This is a genomic window from Levilactobacillus yonginensis, from assembly GCF_964065165.1.
In the GTDB taxonomy this organism is placed as follows: Bacteria; Bacillota; Bacilli; order Lactobacillales; family Lactobacillaceae; genus Levilactobacillus; species Levilactobacillus yonginensis_A.
In genome coordinates this window covers 133,631-153,746 of sequence record NZ_OZ061549.1, presented here as the reverse complement: position 1 = coordinate 153,746, position 20,116 = coordinate 133,631, and the positions used below count along the sequence as shown (strand labels likewise).

Annotated in this window: 18 protein-coding genes, 1 tRNA gene and 1 pseudogene; 4 read left to right on the top strand and 16 right to left on the bottom strand. The window is 47.3% G+C overall.

Annotation, left to right across the window (positions count from 1 at the left end):
* Nucleotides 1-23: 23 nt before the first annotated feature.
* The 15 genes from AB3Y94_RS00890 to AB3Y94_RS00820 all read right to left on the bottom strand — a co-directional run bounded on the left by AB3Y94_RS00890 (nucleotide 24) and on the right by AB3Y94_RS00820 (nucleotide 15,493).
* Entirely contained in the window at nucleotides 24-2,111 is a 2,088-nt protein-coding gene (locus AB3Y94_RS00890) for a PBP1A family penicillin-binding protein (protein WP_367294727.1), read from the bottom strand.
* Between the two features lie 192 nt (nucleotides 2,112-2,303).
* Nucleotides 2,304-2,771 carry an arginine repressor gene (locus tag AB3Y94_RS00885; protein ID WP_125683904.1) on the bottom strand — a complete coding sequence of 156 codons (468 nt, stop codon included), beginning with the start codon at nucleotides 2,769-2,771 and terminating at the stop codon, nucleotides 2,304-2,306.
* Nucleotides 2,772-2,913: 142 nt separating this feature from the next.
* Entirely contained in the window at nucleotides 2,914-4,170 is a 1,257-nt protein-coding gene (gene purD / locus AB3Y94_RS00880) for a phosphoribosylamine--glycine ligase (RefSeq protein WP_367294726.1), read from the bottom strand.
* Between the two features lie 54 nt (nucleotides 4,171-4,224).
* Nucleotides 4,225-4,803, bottom strand: a complete 579-nt coding sequence (gene purN, locus AB3Y94_RS00875) for a phosphoribosylglycinamide formyltransferase (RefSeq protein ID WP_367294725.1) — start codon at nucleotides 4,801-4,803, stop codon at nucleotides 4,225-4,227.
* Entirely contained in the window at nucleotides 4,796-5,839 is a 1,044-nt protein-coding gene (gene purM, locus AB3Y94_RS00870) for a phosphoribosylformylglycinamidine cyclo-ligase (RefSeq protein WP_367294724.1), read from the bottom strand. Before purM ends, purN begins: the two co-directional genes overlap by 8 nt.
* A 20-nt stretch (nucleotides 5,840-5,859) precedes the next feature.
* Nucleotides 5,860-7,296, bottom strand: coding sequence for an amidophosphoribosyltransferase (gene purF / locus AB3Y94_RS00865; RefSeq protein WP_367294723.1), 1,437 nt, complete (start codon nucleotides 7,294-7,296; stop codon nucleotides 5,860-5,862).
* Entirely contained in the window at nucleotides 7,281-9,500 is a 2,220-nt protein-coding gene (gene purL / locus AB3Y94_RS00860; protein ID WP_367294722.1) for a phosphoribosylformylglycinamidine synthase subunit PurL, read from the bottom strand. The genes purF and purL overlap by 16 nt, the downstream gene beginning before the upstream one ends.
* The gene (gene purQ, locus AB3Y94_RS00855) at nucleotides 9,493-10,170 is read right to left on the bottom strand and encodes a phosphoribosylformylglycinamidine synthase subunit PurQ (protein ID WP_367294721.1); all 678 of its coding nucleotides are present in this window, start codon (nucleotides 10,168-10,170) and stop codon (nucleotides 9,493-9,495) included. Before purQ ends, purL begins: the two co-directional genes overlap by 8 nt.
* 3 nt (nucleotides 10,171-10,173) lie before the next feature.
* Complete coding sequence (gene purS / locus AB3Y94_RS00850; protein ID WP_367294720.1) at nucleotides 10,174-10,428, bottom strand: phosphoribosylformylglycinamidine synthase subunit PurS; 255 nt, start codon at nucleotides 10,426-10,428, stop codon at nucleotides 10,174-10,176.
* Nucleotides 10,425-11,156 carry a phosphoribosylaminoimidazolesuccinocarboxamide synthase gene (gene purC, locus AB3Y94_RS00845; protein WP_367294719.1) on the bottom strand — a complete coding sequence of 244 codons (732 nt, stop codon included), beginning with the start codon at nucleotides 11,154-11,156 and terminating at the stop codon, nucleotides 10,425-10,427. The genes purS and purC overlap by 4 nt, the downstream gene beginning before the upstream one ends.
* A 4-nt stretch (nucleotides 11,157-11,160) precedes the next feature.
* On the bottom strand, nucleotides 11,161-12,291 hold the full coding sequence (gene purK, locus AB3Y94_RS00840; protein ID WP_367294718.1) for a 5-(carboxyamino)imidazole ribonucleotide synthase: 1,131 nt from the start codon (nucleotides 12,289-12,291) through the stop codon (nucleotides 11,161-11,163).
* Complete coding sequence (gene purE / locus AB3Y94_RS00835; protein WP_367294717.1) at nucleotides 12,275-12,757, bottom strand: 5-(carboxyamino)imidazole ribonucleotide mutase; 483 nt, start codon at nucleotides 12,755-12,757, stop codon at nucleotides 12,275-12,277. Before purE ends, purK begins: the two co-directional genes overlap by 17 nt.
* Nucleotides 12,758-13,097: 340 nt before the next feature.
* Nucleotides 13,098-14,789 (bottom strand): arginine--tRNA ligase, encoded by a 1,692-nt coding sequence (gene argS / locus AB3Y94_RS00830; protein ID WP_367294716.1) that lies wholly within the window; start codon nucleotides 14,787-14,789, stop codon nucleotides 13,098-13,100.
* A gap of 323 nt (nucleotides 14,790-15,112) precedes the next feature.
* Nucleotides 15,113-15,183, bottom strand: a tRNA-Gly gene (locus AB3Y94_RS00825).
* A gap of 79 nt (nucleotides 15,184-15,262) precedes the next feature.
* Nucleotides 15,263-15,493: a DUF2187 family protein gene (locus AB3Y94_RS00820; RefSeq protein ID WP_125683928.1), complete on the bottom strand. Its 231-nt coding sequence runs from the start codon at nucleotides 15,491-15,493 to the stop codon at nucleotides 15,263-15,265.
* Between the two features lie 341 nt (nucleotides 15,494-15,834).
* Between AB3Y94_RS00820 and AB3Y94_RS00815 the strand changes: the two genes are divergently transcribed.
* The gene (locus AB3Y94_RS00815) at nucleotides 15,835-17,094 is read left to right on the top strand and encodes an N-acetylmuramoyl-L-alanine amidase family protein (protein WP_367294715.1); all 1,260 of its coding nucleotides are present in this window, start codon (nucleotides 15,835-15,837) and stop codon (nucleotides 17,092-17,094) included.
* A 207-nt stretch (nucleotides 17,095-17,301) separates the two neighbouring features.
* On the opposite strand, the pseudogene AB3Y94_RS00810 reads toward AB3Y94_RS00815, so the two are convergent.
* Nucleotides 17,302-18,553 (bottom strand): annotated as a pseudogene (locus AB3Y94_RS00810) (RNA-guided endonuclease InsQ/TnpB family protein).
* A gap of 96 nt (nucleotides 18,554-18,649) precedes the next feature.
* On the opposite strand from AB3Y94_RS00810, the gene tnpA reads away from it, so the two are divergent.
* The 3 genes from tnpA to AB3Y94_RS00795 all read left to right on the top strand — a co-directional run bounded on the left by tnpA (nucleotide 18,650) and on the right by AB3Y94_RS00795 (nucleotide 20,068).
* On the top strand, nucleotides 18,650-19,069 hold the full coding sequence (tnpA, locus tag AB3Y94_RS00805) for an IS200/IS605 family transposase (protein WP_367294714.1): 420 nt from the start codon (nucleotides 18,650-18,652) through the stop codon (nucleotides 19,067-19,069).
* Nucleotides 19,070-19,133: 64 nt separating this feature from the next.
* Nucleotides 19,134-19,664, top strand: a complete 531-nt coding sequence (locus AB3Y94_RS00800) for a dihydrofolate reductase family protein (RefSeq protein WP_367294713.1) — start codon at nucleotides 19,134-19,136, stop codon at nucleotides 19,662-19,664.
* Nucleotides 19,665-19,726: 62 nt separating this feature from the next.
* Nucleotides 19,727-20,068 carry a DUF1516 family protein gene (locus AB3Y94_RS00795; protein WP_367294712.1) on the top strand — a complete coding sequence of 114 codons (342 nt, stop codon included), beginning with the start codon at nucleotides 19,727-19,729 and terminating at the stop codon, nucleotides 20,066-20,068.
* Nucleotides 20,069-20,116 lie beyond the last annotated feature (48 nt).

The window sequence follows — 20,116 nt, the reverse complement described above, 5'->3', positions numbered from 1 at the left end:
GCTTTCACCCCAGGGGGATTTCACTATTGAACGACTGATTTCCACCAAGATTTGACAGTATTAGCTGCACTATTGAAGGACTTACCAGCATTGTTAATGCCTTCTTGTACCTGATCCCAAATGTCACTACTGCTGGAGTTGGAATTGTCCTCACCCTTAGCGATGGTAGAAGCATCCTTGGTATCAAAAGCAGTTCCCTTAGTGTTCGGCAGAATAGCCTGCATTTCAGCCTGATAAAGTGGACCCTCACCAGTACCACTGACGTTCTCCAGGTGATTCTTGTTACTGGTATTGTCAAACCCTTCCCAGGTCGTCACGACGACATCAGGCGTGTACCCCACGATCCATTTATCCCGGGTGGCGTCGGAATCACCATCAGCCTCGGTACTCCCGGTCTTACCGGCAATCGTGTATCCGTAAGGCTTGGCGCTGACCCCGGTTCCATAATTAAAGACGCCCATCATCATACTGGTCATCTGTTTAGCGGTCTTGCTCGACATAACCTTGGTCGTCTTCGCAGCAGAATCGGAAGTGTCCACCACCACATTCCCTGACGCATCCACAATCTTACGAATGTAATGAGCAGATGACATGGTGCCATTATTGGCAAACGCTGTGTAAGCCTGAGCCAATTGTTGCGGAGAAACCCCGGTCTTCAGTCCACCCAGTGCTAGGGCTAAGTTCTTATCAGACTTGGTGACTGGTAGCCCAAACTTTTTGACGGAATCGTACCCCTTGTCGACACCAATCTTATTCAGCAACCAAACGGCCGGTGCGTTCTTACTTTGCGCCAGAGCTTGGTACATTGGAACCTTACCGCTGTACTGATTCCCGTAGTTATGGGGCGAATAGTTATTGGTCCCATACGACTTTTTCTTGTCAGTCAGCTCGGAGTCATAGTAGTACCCATTTTCTAATGCAGGTGCATACACGGCCAGTGGCTTGATAGTCGATCCCGGTTGACGCCGCATTTGTGTCGCCCGGTTATAGCCCCGGAAAACGTGCTTCCCACGACCCCCAACAACGGCTTCGACACCCCCGGTATTCGGGTCAATGGCGATACTGGCCGCTTGGACCTTGGTCCCATCGCTGGCATTGGCTGGGAAGTAAGATGTGTTCTTAAATAACGTCTGCATTTGCCTTTGGTTGCCCTGATCCAGGGTGGTATAGATTTTATATCCCTTGTTCATAATTTCAGATTCCGTGAGTCCGTATTTACTGACGGCTTCATTAATCACGGCATCAAAGAAGTACGGGTACCGATAACTGTTCTTATAATTGTAAGTATCATTCGTGGTCAGAGCCGTTGCCTGATAACTCTTCGCCTGCGACTTCGAAATGGCCCCAGTATCCGCCATCAGACCCAGGACAACGTTCCGACGAGCCCGTGAGGCCTGCGGGTGGTCAACTGGATTGTAAGCCGATGGGGACGTTAGCATCCCCGCTAATACAGCGGACTCCGGCACCGTCAATGCAGCAGCGGACTTGCCAAAGTACCGTTTAGCAGCATCCTGGACCCCCCAAACACCGTTGCCAAAGTAAGCGTTGTTAAGATACATGGACAAGATGTCTTGCTTAGAATAAACGTTCTCAACTTCGATTGACAGGAATAGTTCCTTAAATTTCCGCGTAAACGTTTGCTCTTGCGTGAGGTAGGCGTTCTTGACCAATTGTTGGGTCAATGTACTCCCCCCACCACTAATGTAGTTTTGTCGGAGTACTTTATTCTTGGCATACAGAAAAAAAGCCCGTCCAATCCCCTTAACGGAGAAACCATGTTCGTGATAAAAATTCCGGTCCTCGGTGGAAATCACCGCACTCTGCACGTTCGTGGTGATTTTTTCAAGTGGGACGTAGGTCCCCTTCTGGGAGTACAGAGTCCCGGCTTTACTATTGTGACGATCATAAATCTGCGTGGGATTTTCCAACGCCGCCTTCAAGTCACCAACGTTAGCCGTCTTGGCCATAAACGTTAAGTACCCACTCATAATCAGGATCATGCTTAGAATGATCACAATAATCCAGCGAGTCAACTGAAATCGGTGCCAGAAACGCTTAAAACCGGACTTAAACCCGGTCCAAGCATTCTCATTCGGTTCTTGGTTATTCATAAAATAGCCTCTTCTATCTCAATTATAATATGGCTATTTTAGCATAGTCATGGCGCTTAGCCGCGTTTTCGGGCAAACTTTATGAAGCTTTAAATTTGCTTAACGCGATTGGCCTATGTAGAGACGCCCATCTTAGAGAAAGGGCGTGAGCCAACTTTTGTCGACCCACGCCTGTTCAATCCACAATGACGCCTAGTGAACAATTTCTGGATTCATTTCTGCCGCAATTTCATCATGTAGCTTTTCAGCCACTTGAGCACTTGGGCTGATAATAAAGATCGTATCATGACCAGCCAGCGTACCGGCAATCTCTGGTAAGTTCAAGTCATCAAAGATGGCCGCCAACAGGTTGCCATTGCTCGGCAGCGTTTTCAAAATATTAACGAATTCAACTCGGGTCAAGCCAGTCACCACTTCGTTGATGGTCTCTCGCAGGTGTTCCTTTTCACTGCGATTGCCCGCTTTAAAAATTGTATAGCGCAGGTGACCATGCCCATCTTGGGCTTTTACAATCTGCATTTCCCGAATGTCTCGTGAAATGGTGGCCTGCGTCGCCTGAATACCGACATCCTCCAGATGATCCATTAATTCTTCCTGAGTTCCAATGGGATACTGATTAATTAACTGCTCAATGCGCGCTTGGCGAATACTTTTCTTCATGACGACGACCCTCCCGCATAAAATTTCACTAAGTATAACAAAGGATGCGGAAAAACGCCACATGTCTCTGCATATTTATAAAGCAAGTGTACCAAATATTCGTTTTTAACGCAAAAAAACGAATCGTTTGCCAATCACCTGTTTATGCTGGAGAGCCAGGGTTAGCCATTGAACCCATACCTTTAGCGCCAATATCCGTTCGAAAAATCAAATCACCAGTTAGTACTCGCTCAAGTTGCGCGTAAACTCGCCGCTGCGCGGTTGCTAAATCAGCTGCATGCGCGCTTACCAACATGACCCGGCCACCAGCACTGACTAACTGACCAGGTTTCCCCCATACGCCCGCATAATCGGCTCCCACAATGGTTGGCACTGCCACACCTAACTTTGGACTACTAGGGTAGCCCGGCGCCGCTAGTACGACGCCCAAATAAGTCTCGCCTTCTTGCCAAGTTAGCCGTGGTTGCTGATGCGCCATTAGATCCTGAATTGCCTGATAAAAATCGCTGGTTACCTGAGGGAGAATAATCTGGGTTTCCGGATCACCCAGGCGCAAGTTGTACTCAACCACTTGCACGCCCTTGGACGTCAAAATACCACCCACGTAAAGAACCCCGTTGAAACACAAACCTTCTCGGCTCAGCCCTGCCAGGGTTGGCACAATCACGCGTTGAATAGTCTCTTGAATAATGTCAGGTGTGATCTGGGGCACGGGCGAATATGCCCCCATTCCGCCCGTATTCGGTCCTTCATCGTGATCAAGTAATCGCTTATGATCCTGTGCTGTTGGCAATAAGCTATACCGATTGCCCCCAACCAACACCATTTGTGAAAACTCAAAACCACTCATAAATTGCTCAATAAGCACCGTATCCGTCGTTTCAAAAGCCTGCGCTAGGGCATCGGCAGCCATCGGATGGTCAACCGCAACCGTCACGCCTTTACCACTAGCCAATCCGTCCACTTTGATTACTTGCGGTAGAGGAGCTTGTTCGCTATAGGCCAACGCAGCCACATGGTCATGAAATAGTCGGTAGTCGGCGGTGGGAATCCCATTTCGCTGCATAAATTGCTTGGCAAAGGCCTTAGAACTTTCAAGTTGGGCAACGGCTTGAGGCGGACCAAAGACTGCTAAATCAGCTGCTAAGAAGGCGTCAACAATCCCCGCTGCCAGGGGCGCCTCAGGACCAATAAACGTTAAATCAATTTTCTGTTTGCGCGCAAAAGCAATGAGACCTGCAAGGTCCAACTCATCAATCGCAACTAGCTGAACTTGATCAGCCACCATCCCTGGATTACCTGGCGCACAAAAAACTGTCGTTACTTGCGGACTTGCTAGCATAGTCTTGGCAATGGCGTGTTCTCGACCACCACTGCCCACAATTAATACCTGTGCCATTCTTGTTTCATCCCTTTTAAGTTTTAGTGGATTCTTCACGTTGACTTCTAACACTTAAAAGACACCTTCATCAATTAAACGTTGAAGAACCGTTGGATACAAATCATGTTCAGCAGCATGAATTCGGGTAGCTAATGACGTAACCGTATCGTCAGTGTTTATTGGAACCACCCGTTGAGCAATGATTTCGCCAGTGTCAACGCCGGCATCGATAAAGTGAACCGTCACACCGGTTTCACGAACCCCTGCTGCCAAAGCGTCCTCAACGCCATGACGCCCAGGAAAATTCGGCAGTAATGCTGGATGTAAATTCAAAATTCGATGCGGATAGCCTCGTAATAGGGTCGGACCCACAATTCGCATATAACCAGCCAATAGAATGGCCTCCACCTGACTTGCTTTTAATTTCTGCAAAATCTGTTCCTCGGCCGCGGCCTTAGTTGGGTATGCATGAAAATCCACAATTAGCGTTTGAATCTGAGCTACGCGCGCACGTTGAACCACTGGTGCTTGCTCATGATCACACACAAGCAGTACGATTTCCGCTGGAATTTGTCGGTCCTTAATTGCTTGGTTCAAGGCACTAAAATTAGTCCCCGTACCAGAAGCAAACACAGCTAACCGCTTAGTCATGCCCTGCCTCCTTAAAACTGACAGTGGGACTATCAACGATGTCCGGATCATTAATGGTCACTGACCCCACCTCATAAGCTGGTTGACCATTCGCCCTTAAACTGGCCAAAACTGCAGGAACCTTATCCGCATGAACGACCAATACCATCCCTAAGCCAAGATTAAATGTCTCCCGCATATCGGTTGGTGTTAAATTACCCGCCGTTTCCAGGAAAGTCATGATTGGCGGCACGGGCCAACTGCCAAGGACAAATTGGGCCTGCAACCCCTTGGGAAGTACCCGCGCCACATTTTCAACCAGCCCGCCACCCGTAATATGCGCGATACCAGTAACCAGCTTCCGTTGAAGCAATGGGAGCACCTGATTTACATAGATTGCTGTTGGTCGCAATAGTTCCTCTTGCAGTGAGTGTCCCAACTCTGGTATCTCTTGAGTTAGCTGATAATCATTTTGTTTAAATAGGATGTCCCGAACTAAACTGAATCCATTGGCATGCAAACCATTAGAGGATAAGCCAATCAAAATATCACCAGGAGAGACCCTTTCGGGGTGCAGCAGATCTGCTCGGTCAGCCAGTCCCACGGCAAATCCAGCCAAATCATAGTGTTCCTGGCCATACATATCAGGCATTTCGGCAGTCTCACCACCAGTCAAAGCGACACCGGCCTCATGACAACCAGCTACGATGCCTTCCAGAATATCAGCAACCCGTCGTTCTTCCGTGTGACCTAATCCTAGGTAATCTAAAAAGAACAATGGGCGAGCTCCCTGCGCTAAAACATCGTTGACACACATGGCCACCAAATCAATGCCAATTGACGTATGCCGGTGCGCAGTGATGGCCACCAGCAACTTAGTTCCAACACCATCGGTTCCCGCAACCAACACTGGGTCCTGAACCAGATCAGTTAATGGTAACGGAAATAGCCCCCCAAAGGCTCCCAATTGTGTATTACCACTCATCTCTTTGACCGTTTTTAAAACCTGATACCCCGCGTTAATATCAACGCCAGCCTTTTTATACGCATCACTCACGTAAGTCCCCCCGTTTTCTGTTATTGCTGTTTTGACTGACGAATCTCTTCATCATATTCCGCCTGATAGTCATATAGAGGTGTGGGATAATCCCCATTGAAATAGGCCATGCAAAGCCCACCATATGGTGCTGACGTCGGTAACCCCACGGCGTCAATAACCCCTTGTTCGCTCAAGAAGCCTAGTGAATCTACCCCAAGACTTTGCCGCATCTCTGGAATACTTTCCTGCGCAGCAATCAGTTCCTTGGTTGTTTGTATATCAATTCCGTAAAAGCAAGGATATTTGAGTGGCGGTGACGCAATTCTCAAATGCACTGACTTAGCACCAGCGTCCTTCAATAATTTAACAATCTGCCGACTCGTAGTACCCCGAACAATTGAATCATCAATCAAGATAACCCGTTGACCAGCCACCACACCCTTAACTGCAGAAAGTTTCATTCGGACTCCCCGTTCGCGCAACTCCTGAGTGGGCTGAATAAAGGTTCGCGCTGAGTATTGATTCTTGATCAACCCCATTTCGTACGGTAACCCACTCGCTTCTGCATAACCACTGGCAGCGGAGAGCGATGAGTTGGGGACCCCGACCACAATATCAGCATCTACTGGTTGTTCCTTAGCCAACTGCGCCCCCATCCGCTTACGGGCGGAATGCACGTTCACCCCATAGATGTTAGAATCTGGGCGGGCAAAGTAGATGTACTCCATTGAACAAATCGCAAGCTGAGTAGCCGTGGTATAGTGGTCAATTTTAAGACCCGAGTCGTCAATCGTTAGTAATTCGCCCGGTTGTACATCGCGAATAAATGTTGCCCCCACCGCATCTAAAGCACAAGTTTCACTGCAAACGACAATTCCGCCAGTTGGTAATTCACCAACTACTAGCGGCCGTAACCCGTTCGGATCTAACGCCGCAAATAGCCGATCATTCGTCAATAACAGGTAGGCAAAACCGCCATGAATCTGTTGCAAAGCCGCTTTGACTTGTTCCTGCAACGTAGAAGCATGGCTCCGCCGAATCAAGTGCATCAAGATTTCACTGTCGGAACTTGCATGAAAAATTGCACCAGCATCTTCTAGATTACGTCGCAACGTCATGGCATTTGTTAAATTTCCATTGTGGGCTAGTGCAAACTGAGCGTCACTAAAATTAAATTCTAAGGGCTGAATGTTTTCTAAACCATGGTTGCCCGCGGTGGCATACCGGACATGGCCCACCGCCGCGGCTCCTTGCAACCGTTCTAATCGACGAGGATCACGGAAGACATCCGCTAGTAATCCCAATCCCCGCTCAGAGCTTAAGCTACCAGCGTTATTCGCCGTAATTCCCGCGCCCTCTTGACCGCGGTGTTGTAGCGCATGCAGCCCAAAATAAGTTAAGTTAGCTGCATCGGGCGTTCCCCAAACGCCAAAAACACCACACTCTTCATTAAGGCTCTTTATTTCAGTAGACACGGTAACGCCTCCTCCCACAGCTGCTTGGCAACGCTGACCGGCACATCAAACGCTTGATCAGCAGACTGAACGAGCAATTGGTCAGCCGCCGTCACCTCACCTAGATACGTTACCTGCGACTGCATTTGCTTTTCAAAAGCGTCTCGGCTCTTTTGCGGGACTGACACCACGAAACGCGACTGCGTCTCCGCAAAGAAATCCACCGACCGTAAATCACTCGTTAGACTCACTCCTAAATTGTTCCCAAAACAAGACTCAGCAATAGCCACAATCAAGCCACCCTCTGCAGCATCGTGGGCACTGGCGACTAGTCCTGCTTGAATCGCGCCAAGTAGTAAATCTTGATTCCGCTTCTCAACCTCAAGATCAAAATCAAATAGTGCGCCTGAAATACAACCAGTCAACATCTTCTGTAACTCACTACCATTAAAATCAGCGTGCGTGTCGCCCAGAACATAAACCGCGTCACCCGGTCGTTTGAAGTCCTGAGTTGTAATATCGCGTTGGTGCTTAATTAGTCCGACCATTCCAATCATTGGCGTTGGGTAGATTGATTGCCCATTCGATTCGTTGTTCAGAGAAACGTTTCCCGAAATAACGGGGGTATTGAAAAGCTGACAAGCGCGACTAATTCCCTGAGCGGATTCAGCTAATTCATAAAACTGTTCCGGATTTTCAGGATTTCCAAAGTTCAAACAATCCGTAATTCCCAGCGGCAGACCGCCTGAGGCCACGATATTTCGAGCAGCTTCGGCAACCGCCATTTCACCACCAACCCGGGGATTCAAGAATAAATAACGACCGTTTACATCCGTTGTCATCGCCAGTGCCTTATCTGTTTGTCGAATTCTCACGACTCCCGCATCCGAGCCGGGTTGCACCACCGTATTGGTCTGAACTTGTGAATCATAGGTTCGATATAAAGCCCGCTTCGACGCAACGGTTGGCTGTTGGAGAATCTGTTTGAATGCGGCTGTTGCATCCTCGATTACCGGACTAAACTGACTGTTTGACTGCTGAACCAACCGTTCAGGTACCCTTTGCTCCCGCTGATAGACGGGCGCATCACTAGCGAGAGCATCCACTGGCACATCGGCCACTAACTTGCCCCGATGCCATAATCGATACTGATGACCGGTTGTCACGTGACCAATCGTTACTGCATCGAGACCGTATTTTTCAAAGACAGCGTAAATCTCTTTTTCCGCGCCAGCCCGGATACACAGCAACATGCGCTCTTGAGACTCCGATAGCATCAATTCAAACGGCGTCATGCCACTCTCACGCTGAGGAACTAAGTCCAAATTGAGCTCCAAACCGCTACCAGCCTTGGACGCCATTTCAGCAGACGAGGACACTAAGCCCGCCGCGCCCATATCCTGAATTCCAACCAGGCTCTCACGGTGCTCATGAATGACTTCCAAACAAGCATCCATTAGAAGCTTTTCCATGAATGGATCACCTACCTGAACGGCAGAACGTTGAGCAGCCTTAGCATCGTTGAATTCTGCCGATGCAAACGATGCTCCACTAATACCATCACGCCCCGTCTTAGCGCCAACGTAGATGACACTGTTACCCACACCGGTCGCCTGCCCCTTCTGAATGTCGGCCTGATTTAAGATACCAACACACATCGCATTGACTAAGGGATTCTTCTGATAACTGGCATCAAAAGCGGTATCCCCACCAATGGTTGGAATACCGATGCAGTTCCCGTAACCACCGATACCGGCAACCACCTGTGACACTAAATACTTCGTCGCTTCATCGGTTAATTCGCCAAATCGTAAACTATCCAATAACGCAATCGGCTTGGCCCCCATTGAAAAGATGTCCCGGATAATCCCACCAACTCCGGTGGCCGCCCCCTCGTAAGGTTCAATGGCCGAGGGATGGTTGTGACTTTCCGCCTTAAAAACAACTGCTTGACCATCCCCAATATCAATAATACCGGCCCCCTCTCCGGGACCAGCCACGACCTGGTCACCCTGAGTCCAGAACTTCTTTAAGACGGGCTTGGAATTCTTATAAGAACAATGTTCACTCCACATGCCAGAGAATAACCCGGCCTCCGTGTAATTCGGTAACCGCCCTAAAACTTTCTGGATGATCAATTCATACTCAGCGTCTGACAATCCCCACTCACGGTAGATATGGTCATCACGTAAGGCTTCCGGCGTTGGTTCTATATTTTTAAGCATGGGCACCCTCCCGTTGATGACTGATTAACGATTGAAAGATTCCCAAACCGGCAGTTGAACCCAAAATCGTTTCTACGGCCCGTTCAGGATGTGGCATCATTCCTAAAACATTCCCCCGTTGATTCGTAATTCCCGCAATATTAGCGACACTCCCATTGGGATTGTCGCCGTATTCAAAAACAATTTGGTGATGAGTCCGCAACTCTGACAGAGTCTGCGCATCACAATAGTAGTTTCCTTCGCCGTGGGCAATTGGCAGAGAAATTTCTGTTTGCGTCCCATAAGCGGTAGTAAACATCGTCCGCGAATTACGAATAATCAATTCACTCGTCTGACAAATAAACTGGGCGGACCGATTAGCTTGCAACGTCCCCGGTAATAGCCCGGCTTCCGTCAATATCTGAAAGCCATTGCAGATTCCCAGGACCGGTTTCCCGGTAGCAGCGAAGTCCTTCACCGCCGCCATAACTGGCGAAAACCGAGCAATGGCACCACTCCGCAAGTAATCACCATATGAAAAGCCACCGGGTAAAACGACCGCATCGTAGCCTTCAAGGTTCGTGGCCTGCGCCGAAACCAGATCAGCCGGAACATTCAAAATATCCCGCAACGCGTTAACCATATCGTAATCACAGTTAGAACCAGGAAAGACTGGTACGGCAAACTTCATAACTTAATCCTCCACTTCCACAATTTTAATTTGATAGGTTTCCATATTGACATTTGCTAATAATCGATCGCACATTTCATCGACTTGTGCTTCAATTGGCTCGCCATTCCCAGTGACTTTAAGCTCAAAGTATTTGCCCATCTCTACCGACTGAACATTATCGTAGCCCAACCGATGAAGGGCGTCGTTAATGGCCTCCCCTTTAGGATCCAAGATTGATTCTTTGTACGTAACAGTGACTTTTGCTAAATACGTCATTCGGGACTCCCTTCAACGGTACTGAGCCGATTTAACACTTCCTGATAAACGGTCGTTAAGGAACCTAAGTTTTTACGGAAGACGTCCTTATCCAGTGACTTTTTAGTCTGCTTGTCGACTAGTCGACAGCTATCCGGAGAAATTTCATCTGCCAGAAGGACGTGGCCGTCCATCGTCAGACCAAATTCCACCTTGAAATCCACCAGTTGAATCCCCATTTCATCAAAAATGGCCTGCAGACGCTGATTAACTTGAAGCGCCTGACGCTTCATTTCAGCCAAATTTTCAGGACTCACCAAGCCTAACGCTGAAATTTGTGAGTCATTAATAAATGGATCATCCAGTTCATCACTCTTGTAAAAGAATTCCATGACTGGTGGAACCAACGGCTGCAGATAAGCTACCCCAAACTTCCGCTCAAAACTTCCCGAAGCAGCGTTTCGAACCACGGTTTCCAACGGAATCATCTTGACCCGTTTGACCAGTTGGACGTATTCCGAAGGTTGCGCAATGAAATGATTCTGAATACCATGCTTGGCTAAGTCTTGAAAAATCAAACTAGAAATTCGATTGTTCAGCAACCCCTTCTGCTCAACCACGACCTTACGCTTACCATTTAAAGCCGTTGCCTGATCAAGGTAGTCCACCCATAAAACTTCTGGGTCGTTAGTCGCGTACATTTTTTTAGCCTTACCGGTATAAAGTAACGCACCCTTTTCAATCGTCATGTCGTTAATGTTCTCCCTTCAATTGCGATAAACTTGCTAATAGTTGGTTCACATTTGACCCCAATACCGTCACGTGCCCCATCTTACGTTGCGGCTTGATGTCTGCCTTACCATAATCATGAAAATGCCAGGTTGGCTCCGTTACCAATGCTTGCCGGGCCACCGTTAGATCCGTCCCCAATAGATTACGCATCACGGCCGGCTGCACCAGCGTAATGTCAGGAATTGGCAACCCACAAATACTGCGAATATGGGCCTCAAACTGTGACACATTACATGCTTCAATTGAGTAGTGACCTGAATTATGCGGCCGCGGAGCCAGTTCATTGACCAACAAACGACCATCCTCAAGGACAAAAAACTCAATTCCGAGTACACCACGTAACGTCAACGCCTGCGCAATCGTCGTCGCAATCTGTTTTGCTTGCCGATGAACTGCCGGACTAACCGCTGCTGGTGCAATTGTCGTATGCAAGATGTGTCGATGATGCTGATTCTCCACCAGCGGAAAAGTCACTACTCGACCGTCAGCCTGTCGGGCAACCATCATAGCAACTTCTAGTTTGAACGCCTGACGAGCTTCTAAAATACACGGCACCTGCAATAGGTCTGACACTTCAGCTGGTACGGCGGCTGAAGTTAAATTCACCTGTCCGTGCCCATCATATCCCCCGGCAGCAGTTTTTAAAATTGCTGGCGTGCCGATTTTTTGCAGTGCCCCCGTCAATTCGGTCCCATTAGCTACAGCCACAAATGGCGTCACTGGTACGCCGTGTTCCTTGAGAAACTGTTTCTCACGTAATCGATTGCCAGTGATGTGAAGTAGGGCTGTCCCTTGTGGCAATTTGGTATGAGCTTGTGCGGCTTGCAGTGCGTGCTCATCCACATTTTCAAACTCATACGTTAAAACATCACTGCGCTGTGCCAACGTCATTAACGCCGCATTGTCCTGATAATCGGCCACAATCTGAAAGTCAGCCACCTGCCCAGCAGGAGCGACCGGCGTTGGATCCAACACACCGACGTGGTAGCCCATGGCCTTTGCCTGTAAGGCCAACATTTGTCCCAGTTGACCGCCACCAACAATGCCAATCGTTGCTGGTGGCAAAATAACCTTCTCAGAACCGTTGTTCACTCTCTTCCGCCTCCCGTCGTTGTTGCTGCCGAAAGTTCTGCACTGCCGTCCGAATATCCGTATTCTGTAGTCCTAAAATCTGAGCCGCCATTAACGCTGCGTTCTTTGCCCCCGCTGAGCCAATGGCCATCGTTGCTACTGGCACCCCTCCGGGCATTTGAACAATCGACAATAGCGAGTCCATCCCCTGCAACGCATGCGATTGAATTGGCACGCCAATCACTGGTAGCAATGTGTTGGCTGCCAGCATTCCCGGCAAATGAGCAGCACCCCCGGCACCCGCAATAATTACCTGCAGGTCCCGATCAAGTGCTTGCTCTCCGTATGACTGAAGAGTCGCTGGCATTCGATGGGCCGAAATCACGCGTCGTTCATAGCTGATTCCCAGTGCCGTCAACAACGTCGCTGTCTGTTGCATTGTTGGCCAATCCGAAATTGACCCCATGACTAATCCCACTTGTACCATGTCAATTCTCCTTCATCTATTTTGAGCTTAAGTTTAGCAACTCCCACACTCAGTGTCAACGAATTTGAGAACTTTATTAGGTATAATCTTTTTAATATTCGGAATTAGTCATCACCTACACTTTGTCGTTGATGACTTGATTAGCATCTCACTTTGTCAATAGACCGTTCCAGGTGTTCCGACTATCATATCTATTCATCGTCAAAATCAACAATCCTTACAATATACGAACTTTAAAATATAACGTCTTCGATGTAGTTCTACAAAAAAACATGATTAATGACAAAATAAAAAGGATGCCAACTAAATGGCATCCTTCCTACCTCACACATATTTAAACTTACATTTCATCTGGTGCTTGCACGCCTAAGAGACGTAAACTTTCCTTCAAGACCGTCGAAACCGCCTTAACCAGTGCTAGACGAGCTGGTAACTCAGCATCTTCCGTTAAAATCTTGGAGTGAGCGTAGTACTTATTAAAGGTCTTAGCTAAGCGAATGGCATACTTGGCAATCACTGAAGGTTCTAGTTCAGCACAAGCCATCTTCACAATTGCTGGGAAGTCAGCCAAGGTCTTAATCGTGTCCCAAGCTTCTGGATCATCAATCTGATTACCATCCGCCTGAACGTCAACCTTTCCGGCCTTCCGCAAGATACTTTCAGCACGGGCGTGAGAGTACTGCACGTAAGGGCCCGTCTCGCCTTCGAACTTCAATTGATCAGCCAGGACGAAATCAATATTGTTGGTCCGTTCGTTCTTCAAATCACCGAAGACAATGGCCCCAACACCAACTTGACGTGCAACTTCAGCCTTATTGGTTAAGTCTGGATTCTTTTCATCGATTTCTTCGCCAGCTAATTTAACGGATTCTTCCAACACCTTCGCCAACAAGATGATCCGACCAGAACGCGTTGATAATTTCTTCCCATCAACGGTAATCAGACCAAACGGCACGTGTTGCAGGTTATCAGCAGATTTCACACCCATTTCCTGTAAAACAGCCTTCAATTGCTTGAAGTAGTAGGTCTGTTCGGAACCAACCACGTATAAGTTCTTAGCTGGTGCGTAAGTCCGGTCACGATAAAGGGCCGTGGCAATGTCACGCGTGATGTACAAGGAAGCCCCGTCACTCTTCAAAATCAGTGCTGGATTGAGGTCATACTTACTCAAATCAACCACTTGAGCGCCTTGAGATTCAACCAACAAATTCTTATCCTTCAGAATTTGTACAACTTCTGCCAACTTGTCATTGTAGAAGGCTTCACCATTGTAAGTGTCAAATTTAACACCTAATTCATCGTAAACATCATTAAATTCTTGCAAGGAAGCTTCACGGAACCATTCCCACAGATGATGGGCTTCTTCATCGCCATCTTCCAACTTCTTAAACCATTCACGAGCCGTATCATCCAGTTCAGGCTTGTCGACATCTTCCTTATGGAAACGAACGTAATATTCCACTAGCTTGTTGATTGGGTCAGCCTTAACGTCGGCTTCGTTCCCCCACAGTTTGTAGGCCGTGATCAACTTACCAAATTGTGTTCCCCAGTCACCCAAGTGATTGTCCTTGATTGGGTGATAACCGTTCTTCGTCAGAATTTCAGCGATTGAATTTCCAATCACCGTCGAACGCAAGTGACCCATGGACATTGGCTTGGCAATGTTAGGAGAAGACATATCGATGGGGACGTTGCCACCGTTGCCGGCTTCGTTTTGACCGTAACTGGCACCAGCCGTCAACACCGTGTTCAAGGTAGCCTCACTGTAAGCCCCCTTGTCAAAGAAGAAGTTCAGGTAAGGACCTACGACTTCGACCTTTTCAAACCCAGTCTGATCAAGCTTTTCGGCTAAATCCTGAGCAATCTGTTGGGGTGCACGGTGCAACACCTTAGCTAAAGTAAACGTTGGGAACGCCATGTCCCCCTTGTCAGAAGTCTTAGGACGTTCTAACTTAGCCGAAATTTCGTCAGCAGTCAGTTGGCCGTCTAAGGCAGTGGCTAAAGCTGCGGTAACTTTTTGTTTATAATCCATGCTATTTTTCCTCCCTGTAATTCGCTTCATCAATGACATTGTGCTCTTAGTCTACACCATTCAACCGATGGGATAAAAAAACGTCCCCTACAAATAAAATTGTAAGAGACGAGAATTCCCGCGGTACCACTCTGATTGACTTAAAAGTCCACTTAAATGATTAATTTGATTGTCAACAGTTGATCCGTTCCCAGATGCGTCTTACCCGGCTCACAGCCTCCCGGATTCGCTGAAAAGAAAACGTCTGTCTGGTACTCATTCAACTGCTGGTTAAAAGCTTTCGAATAAATAAGAAAGACGACCCTAAGGCCGCCCCATTCGAAAGCGGGTGACGGGAATCGGACCCGCGACGCAAGCTTGGGAAGCTTGAATTTTACCACTAAACTACACCCGCACAACACAGAAAAGTATAGCATACCATCTGTGAGTTGTCATTATTTTTTTGCAAATAAATTCAAAAGAACTTCAGAAAACTAGTTTTTATCCGCTACGTTTCCTGTAATCTTAGCAGCTGACTTCCGTACAACTGCCCGGTTATTCATATCGCCAACCGCTGTCTTGTCCTTAGGGTCATAGTCCCGGATCTCGACTAAAACTGAATTATCATACACTTTGGTGACTTCTCCCGTGAAATTATGCTCCAGGGGGCCAAACTTCTTGGCCGCGATGATATCGCCAATCTTGATCTCTGTTTCTTCAGCCATGGTTCGTCGCTCCTTTCATATGCAAATAACTATTATAGTCAAGTTTCCTAGTCATAGCAAGTAAAGCCTTCCCACTTCGCAATCAAATTGTAAGATATTTGAAACAAAAGGCTAAAGCCGAATAACCTTTTTTTGACGCGCCCCGCAACCGGTAAAACCCAATTAATTTCACCAATTCCCCCTAATTATCATCCAGCCGTAGCGAGTTCCCGAACAACTTGTAATGTTACATAACCTTGTAAACCATATCCATCTCACCATAAATACGTTATACTTTAGGCGTTGCGTTACAACGTTCTTTATTCAATTTAGGAGTAATTTCCACAGGAGGAGAAGATAATATGAAAAAATGGCAACGATGGGCCGTTCGGGGAATGGCTCTCACTGTGGGGTGTTTAGGCCTCTTCTGGACAAGCACGACCGCCAGTGCCAACTCAATTAATACCTACATCGCCAATCAACATTACGCGACGCCAAAAATTACCACAAATATTTGGCCAAATTTTCCGCAATACAGTTACCGAAATGGCAAGCCTGAAGGGGTCGTGGTCCATGAAACGGCCAACCCCAACTCAACCATTTATGGTGAAATCAATTATATGAAGAATAATTACAAGTCCGCGTTTGTTCACACCTTCGTGGATGCCAGTAGCATTATTAACGTGGCGAATACCAAGTACCTTTGTTGGGGTGCTGGTCCAGTTGCCAACCAACGTTACGTACAATTCGAACAGGTGGAAGTTCACTCCAAGGCCGCCTTTGCTTCCGAGTTGAACAATGCCTCGTACTACACGGCTTATATTTTGAAAAAATATGGTTTGACGCCTAAACGTTACACCACGGTGCTTTCTCACCACGATGTTTCCAATAACCTTGGGGGAACTAACCATACCGATCCCGACGGTTATTGGTCCAGCAACGCCAGATCCTATTTTGGTACAAGCTACAACATGACGGATTTCTTAGCCTTAGTTAAAACACAATATGCCGCGCTAGGTGGCAGCGTTGATACTACCACGGATACGATTGATACCACGGATACGTCAACGGACCACACCACGACTACTCCTAAGAAGAAGACGGTCACCTACAATCACGGTAGCAATAATGAAACAGCTACCCTGGCACAGAACTACACAAAGTGGACCGTCTACAACCACGTTAAGGGGACTAGTGGTGCTTACAAGATCGGTTGGAGTCGCCTCTATTCTGATCACCGTGGCACCAAGGTTTACGTCGATAGTCGTGGAGTTAAAAAGGGCGGCTGGAGTGGTACTTGGTACCGTATTCGTTTCAGTAAAAACGCCAAAACTAAGTACTGGGTCTACAGCAAGGTACTGAACTTTCCGAAGGTCACTTACAGCGATGCTAGCGGCACGGTTACGTTAAACAATGCGCAGAACTATGCCATGTACAATCACGTCTTGAACTCGAACTACCTGTCCAAGACCACCGCGCACACGCAAGACTTTGCAAGTGGCACAACTGTCAAGATCAACAAGGCTGGTTACAAGACCAGTGACAAGTCCTCCTGGTACCGGGTCACGTTAAGTGGCAAGAGTTACTGGTTAAAGACAAGTAGTGTTAACGGTAATGCTTAAATTTTGTCCTTCAAAGGTCTGGGTCAAACGCCCAGGCCTTTGTTGTCTCTGTCAACCACATCCGTTTAAAAACGGACGCTTGTGAGAACCACCCCCTTTGGTACGGTGACCACAGTTTGCTTAGATACAGCGCTAGCCTACGAATAGGACTTATCCGCCAATTACCAAAACCTTTTAGGTCCGCAGGTTGCCAGACGGACTCGCTTTTTACAAAGCCGCTAAACCCTTAGCTAGAATATCTTTAGCCGCATTATGATCACACACATGAAAAGTCCCACAACTAGGGCACGTCCACTCGCGGTCAGCCAACGCCAACTTGTTCTTCCCGGTCATGGCGTAACCGCAACGGCTGCAGGTTACGCCATGACCGGGGATTAATCGTCAAAAATTTCCGACCATACAAATCAGCTTTGTAGGACAACATGTTCAAAAGTGTTCGCCAACCAACGTCCGAGATGCTCATTGCCAAGGCGTGATTCCGCAACATATTTTTACTCCACAGTTCCTCAGCTACGACTAAATCGTGGTTTTTGATCAAGGTCGTAGCGACGTGGTGCAAAAAGTTCTGACGTTGATTGGCAACTTTAAGTTGTAATTTGGCCACTAATAATCGTTGTCTTTGATAATTCTTTGCTTCTGATAACCGTTGTTGATTCCTTTTAGCTCGTCTGGTCCGCCGTGACAGTCTCCGTTGAGCCTTAGCCAGCTTTCCTTTAATCACTTGGTAGTAACGGGGATTATCAATCACTTGTCCATTGGAATCTGTCAGAAAATTGTCGAGATTCAAACCGATACCGACTTTAGATTTGATGGCTGGTCGTTTGGCAAAAAAGGGGTGTTCTGACGCAATCTGCATGGACACAAAATAATGACCCACAGCGTCCATTGAGACCGTTGTTGTCCCAATTCTAATGTCATTAGCCCGGTCAAAGATCTTCAATGGAAGTCCCTTGAATCGGAGGTGTCCTAACTTGGGTAGTTGTAGATGGCGGTTGTCGATTAGTCTAACGCTACCATTCTCCATAGTTGGGACTGTCACTTTAGCACTATAAAGACATGACGTTTGATAAATCTGAGTATAACCACGTTTATGAAATCTAGGCGTCCCCGCCTGATGAACCTGGCGGAATAGCTTCCAAGCAGTCTTGTAATTCTTGATAGCGTTGGCTTTCATCAGACTGTCAAAATCCGGGCGATTTAACCACCCATGAATATTGGAGATAGCAGTTGATGGCTTCTTTAGACGTTCAGTCAGATCAGCGATTCGATCCAAGACAATTGTAATTGGAATCTTCACTTGCCTTAACCAGAACAGGTCATTGTTCATGCCGTTCATCTGATTATAAATAAACCGACTAGCGTCACTGTTACGTTTGATCAGACGTTTCTGTTCGGTTGAAGGGAAGATCCGGACCTTGACCCCATAATGATAAGGTAATTGGGCCATCGTTTTCGTCATAAACTGCCACCTCCCTTTGCTTGATAACCAGCGTACCATATGAGTATACTGTATCCATAGTAAAGCATCTTACAATAATATTTATGGAGGTAACATATGAGCAAAACCGTTGGAGGAGTAATTCACGAACGAGGCTATGTTTACAACTTTCATTTTCACTTGGTTTGGGTCACTAAATATCGGCATGAAGCGTTTACAACGCCAAAGCTAGTCGCTGAAATGACTGACATTTTAACGAAAATAGCCCGACTGAACGAAGTGACTATTGAGCAAATAAAAGTAATGCCTGACCATATCCACTTACTACTGAGCTTTAAGCCCAAGTACGCGCCAACTAATATTGTCAAAGCCTTTAAAGGCGGTTCGGCTCGTTTATTTTTCGAACGACATCCAGAGATAAAGGCTCAGAAGTGCTGGGGTGGACATCTTTGGTCTCCTAGTTACTTCATGAGTACCCTGGGTGACATGAGCAAGATGACCGTGGAAAAATATATTGCCAGTCAGCAAAAGACATAGGCATTCATCCCTTATTTAAAAGCAAGGGAATTCTGCCTCATTCATATTAAAAGGAGCTGAAACAATGGGTAAAATTCAATTCTATGGAGCCACGTCACTGGATGGCTACCTCGCAACCACTAATAACAATATTGACTGGCTAACTGGGCTAAACGGTATTCCCGCAGACGTGGGTGCCCAAACGTTGTCGCGGATGACTAGTGCCATCATGGGCCGGGTCACCTACGACTACGTTGCCCAATTTGCCCCTAACGCCCCCTTCAATCCCTGGAATCCACAGATGCACAGTTACGTCATGACTCATACTAAACGTGATGACACGCCACAGGTCACATTTACCGCCAGTTCAGTGTCGGAATTGGCTAGTCACTTACGGTTGAACCCCGGAAACGTTTGGATTGTCGGCGGTCAGCAAATTCTGACTCCCTTACTCGAGGCTAACTTAATTGATGAACTTTACCTACAAGTGGCCCCTATCGTACTCGGCCAAGGAAAACGGCTCTTTGGCGACCTGACCACGACACACAACTTCGAACTAACCGCCGTTCATCAGTATGGTCCCCTCGCTGAAATGGTCTTCCGTCAGGGAAATTAATTCCGCCACCACGTTGAATATGGTAGGCTTAGGGTATCGAGTAAGTAAGGGAGCGGTTTTTTATGTGGCTGGCACTACACTTTTGGACGTGGATCATCTTAACGGTTTTGGTGATTTTAGGATTGACTCGCCATTCTGAAAAACGAATAACACAATTTCTACTCATCGCAAGAATTGCCTATCTTGTCATGATTATCAGTGGGGTTGTTTTAAGTATCCGGACATTTGTTCACGCCCCCTTCCTCATCAGCTTGAAGTTTCTCTTAGGCATTGCAACTATCGCCCTGATTGAAATTAGCTTTGGTCGTAAAATGGAACGAGACACTCCGCACATTGTCTACTGGATTCTAGGAGTCGTGGCTTTGGTTACCGTTGGCTTGGGACTTACTTTAGCGTTTAAATAAAAGACCTAGCCAAGAACCCCCGCTACAGTGACCCGTTAATTTAGCTAA

What these genes read in the sequence shown, in the direction of transcription:
- AB3Y94_RS00820 (WP_125683928.1), bottom strand. Translation starts at nt 15,493, where the DNA reads ATGGCTGAAGAAACAGAGATCAAGATTGGCGATATCATCGCGGCCAAG.
- purD (WP_367294726.1), bottom strand. Translation starts at nt 4,170, where the DNA reads ATGGCACAGGTATTAATTGTGGGCAGTGGTGGTCGAGAACACGCCATT.
- tnpA (WP_367294714.1), top strand. Translation starts at nt 18,650, where the DNA reads ATGAGCAAAACCGTTGGAGGAGTAATTCACGAACGAGGCTATGTTTAC.
- purN (WP_367294725.1), bottom strand. Translation starts at nt 4,803, where the DNA reads ATGACTAAGCGGTTAGCTGTGTTTGCTTCTGGTACGGGGACTAATTTT.
- argS (WP_367294716.1), bottom strand. Translation starts at nt 14,789, where the DNA reads ATGGATTATAAACAAAAAGTTACCGCAGCTTTAGCCACTGCCTTAGAC.
- AB3Y94_RS00890 (WP_367294727.1), bottom strand. Translation starts at nt 2,111, where the DNA reads ATGAATAACCAAGAACCGAATGAGAATGCTTGGACCGGGTTTAAGTCC.
- AB3Y94_RS00815 (WP_367294715.1), top strand. Translation starts at nt 15,835, where the DNA reads ATGAAAAAATGGCAACGATGGGCCGTTCGGGGAATGGCTCTCACTGTG.
- purL (WP_367294722.1), bottom strand. Translation starts at nt 9,500, where the DNA reads ATGCTTAAAAATATAGAACCAACGCCGGAAGCCTTACGTGATGACCAT.
- AB3Y94_RS00800 (WP_367294713.1), top strand. Translation starts at nt 19,134, where the DNA reads ATGGGTAAAATTCAATTCTATGGAGCCACGTCACTGGATGGCTACCTC.
- AB3Y94_RS00885 (WP_125683904.1), bottom strand. Translation starts at nt 2,771, where the DNA reads ATGAAGAAAAGTATTCGCCAAGCGCGCATTGAGCAGTTAATTAATCAG.
- purQ (WP_367294721.1), bottom strand. Translation starts at nt 10,170, where the DNA reads ATGAAGTTTGCCGTACCAGTCTTTCCTGGTTCTAACTGTGATTACGAT.
- purS (WP_367294720.1), bottom strand. Translation starts at nt 10,428, where the DNA reads ATGACGTATTTAGCAAAAGTCACTGTTACGTACAAAGAATCAATCTTG.
- purC (WP_367294719.1), bottom strand. Translation starts at nt 11,156, where the DNA reads ATGACGATTGAAAAGGGTGCGTTACTTTATACCGGTAAGGCTAAAAAA.
- purE (WP_367294717.1), bottom strand. Translation starts at nt 12,757, where the DNA reads ATGGTACAAGTGGGATTAGTCATGGGGTCAATTTCGGATTGGCCAACA.
- AB3Y94_RS00795 (WP_367294712.1), top strand. Translation starts at nt 19,727, where the DNA reads ATGTGGCTGGCACTACACTTTTGGACGTGGATCATCTTAACGGTTTTG.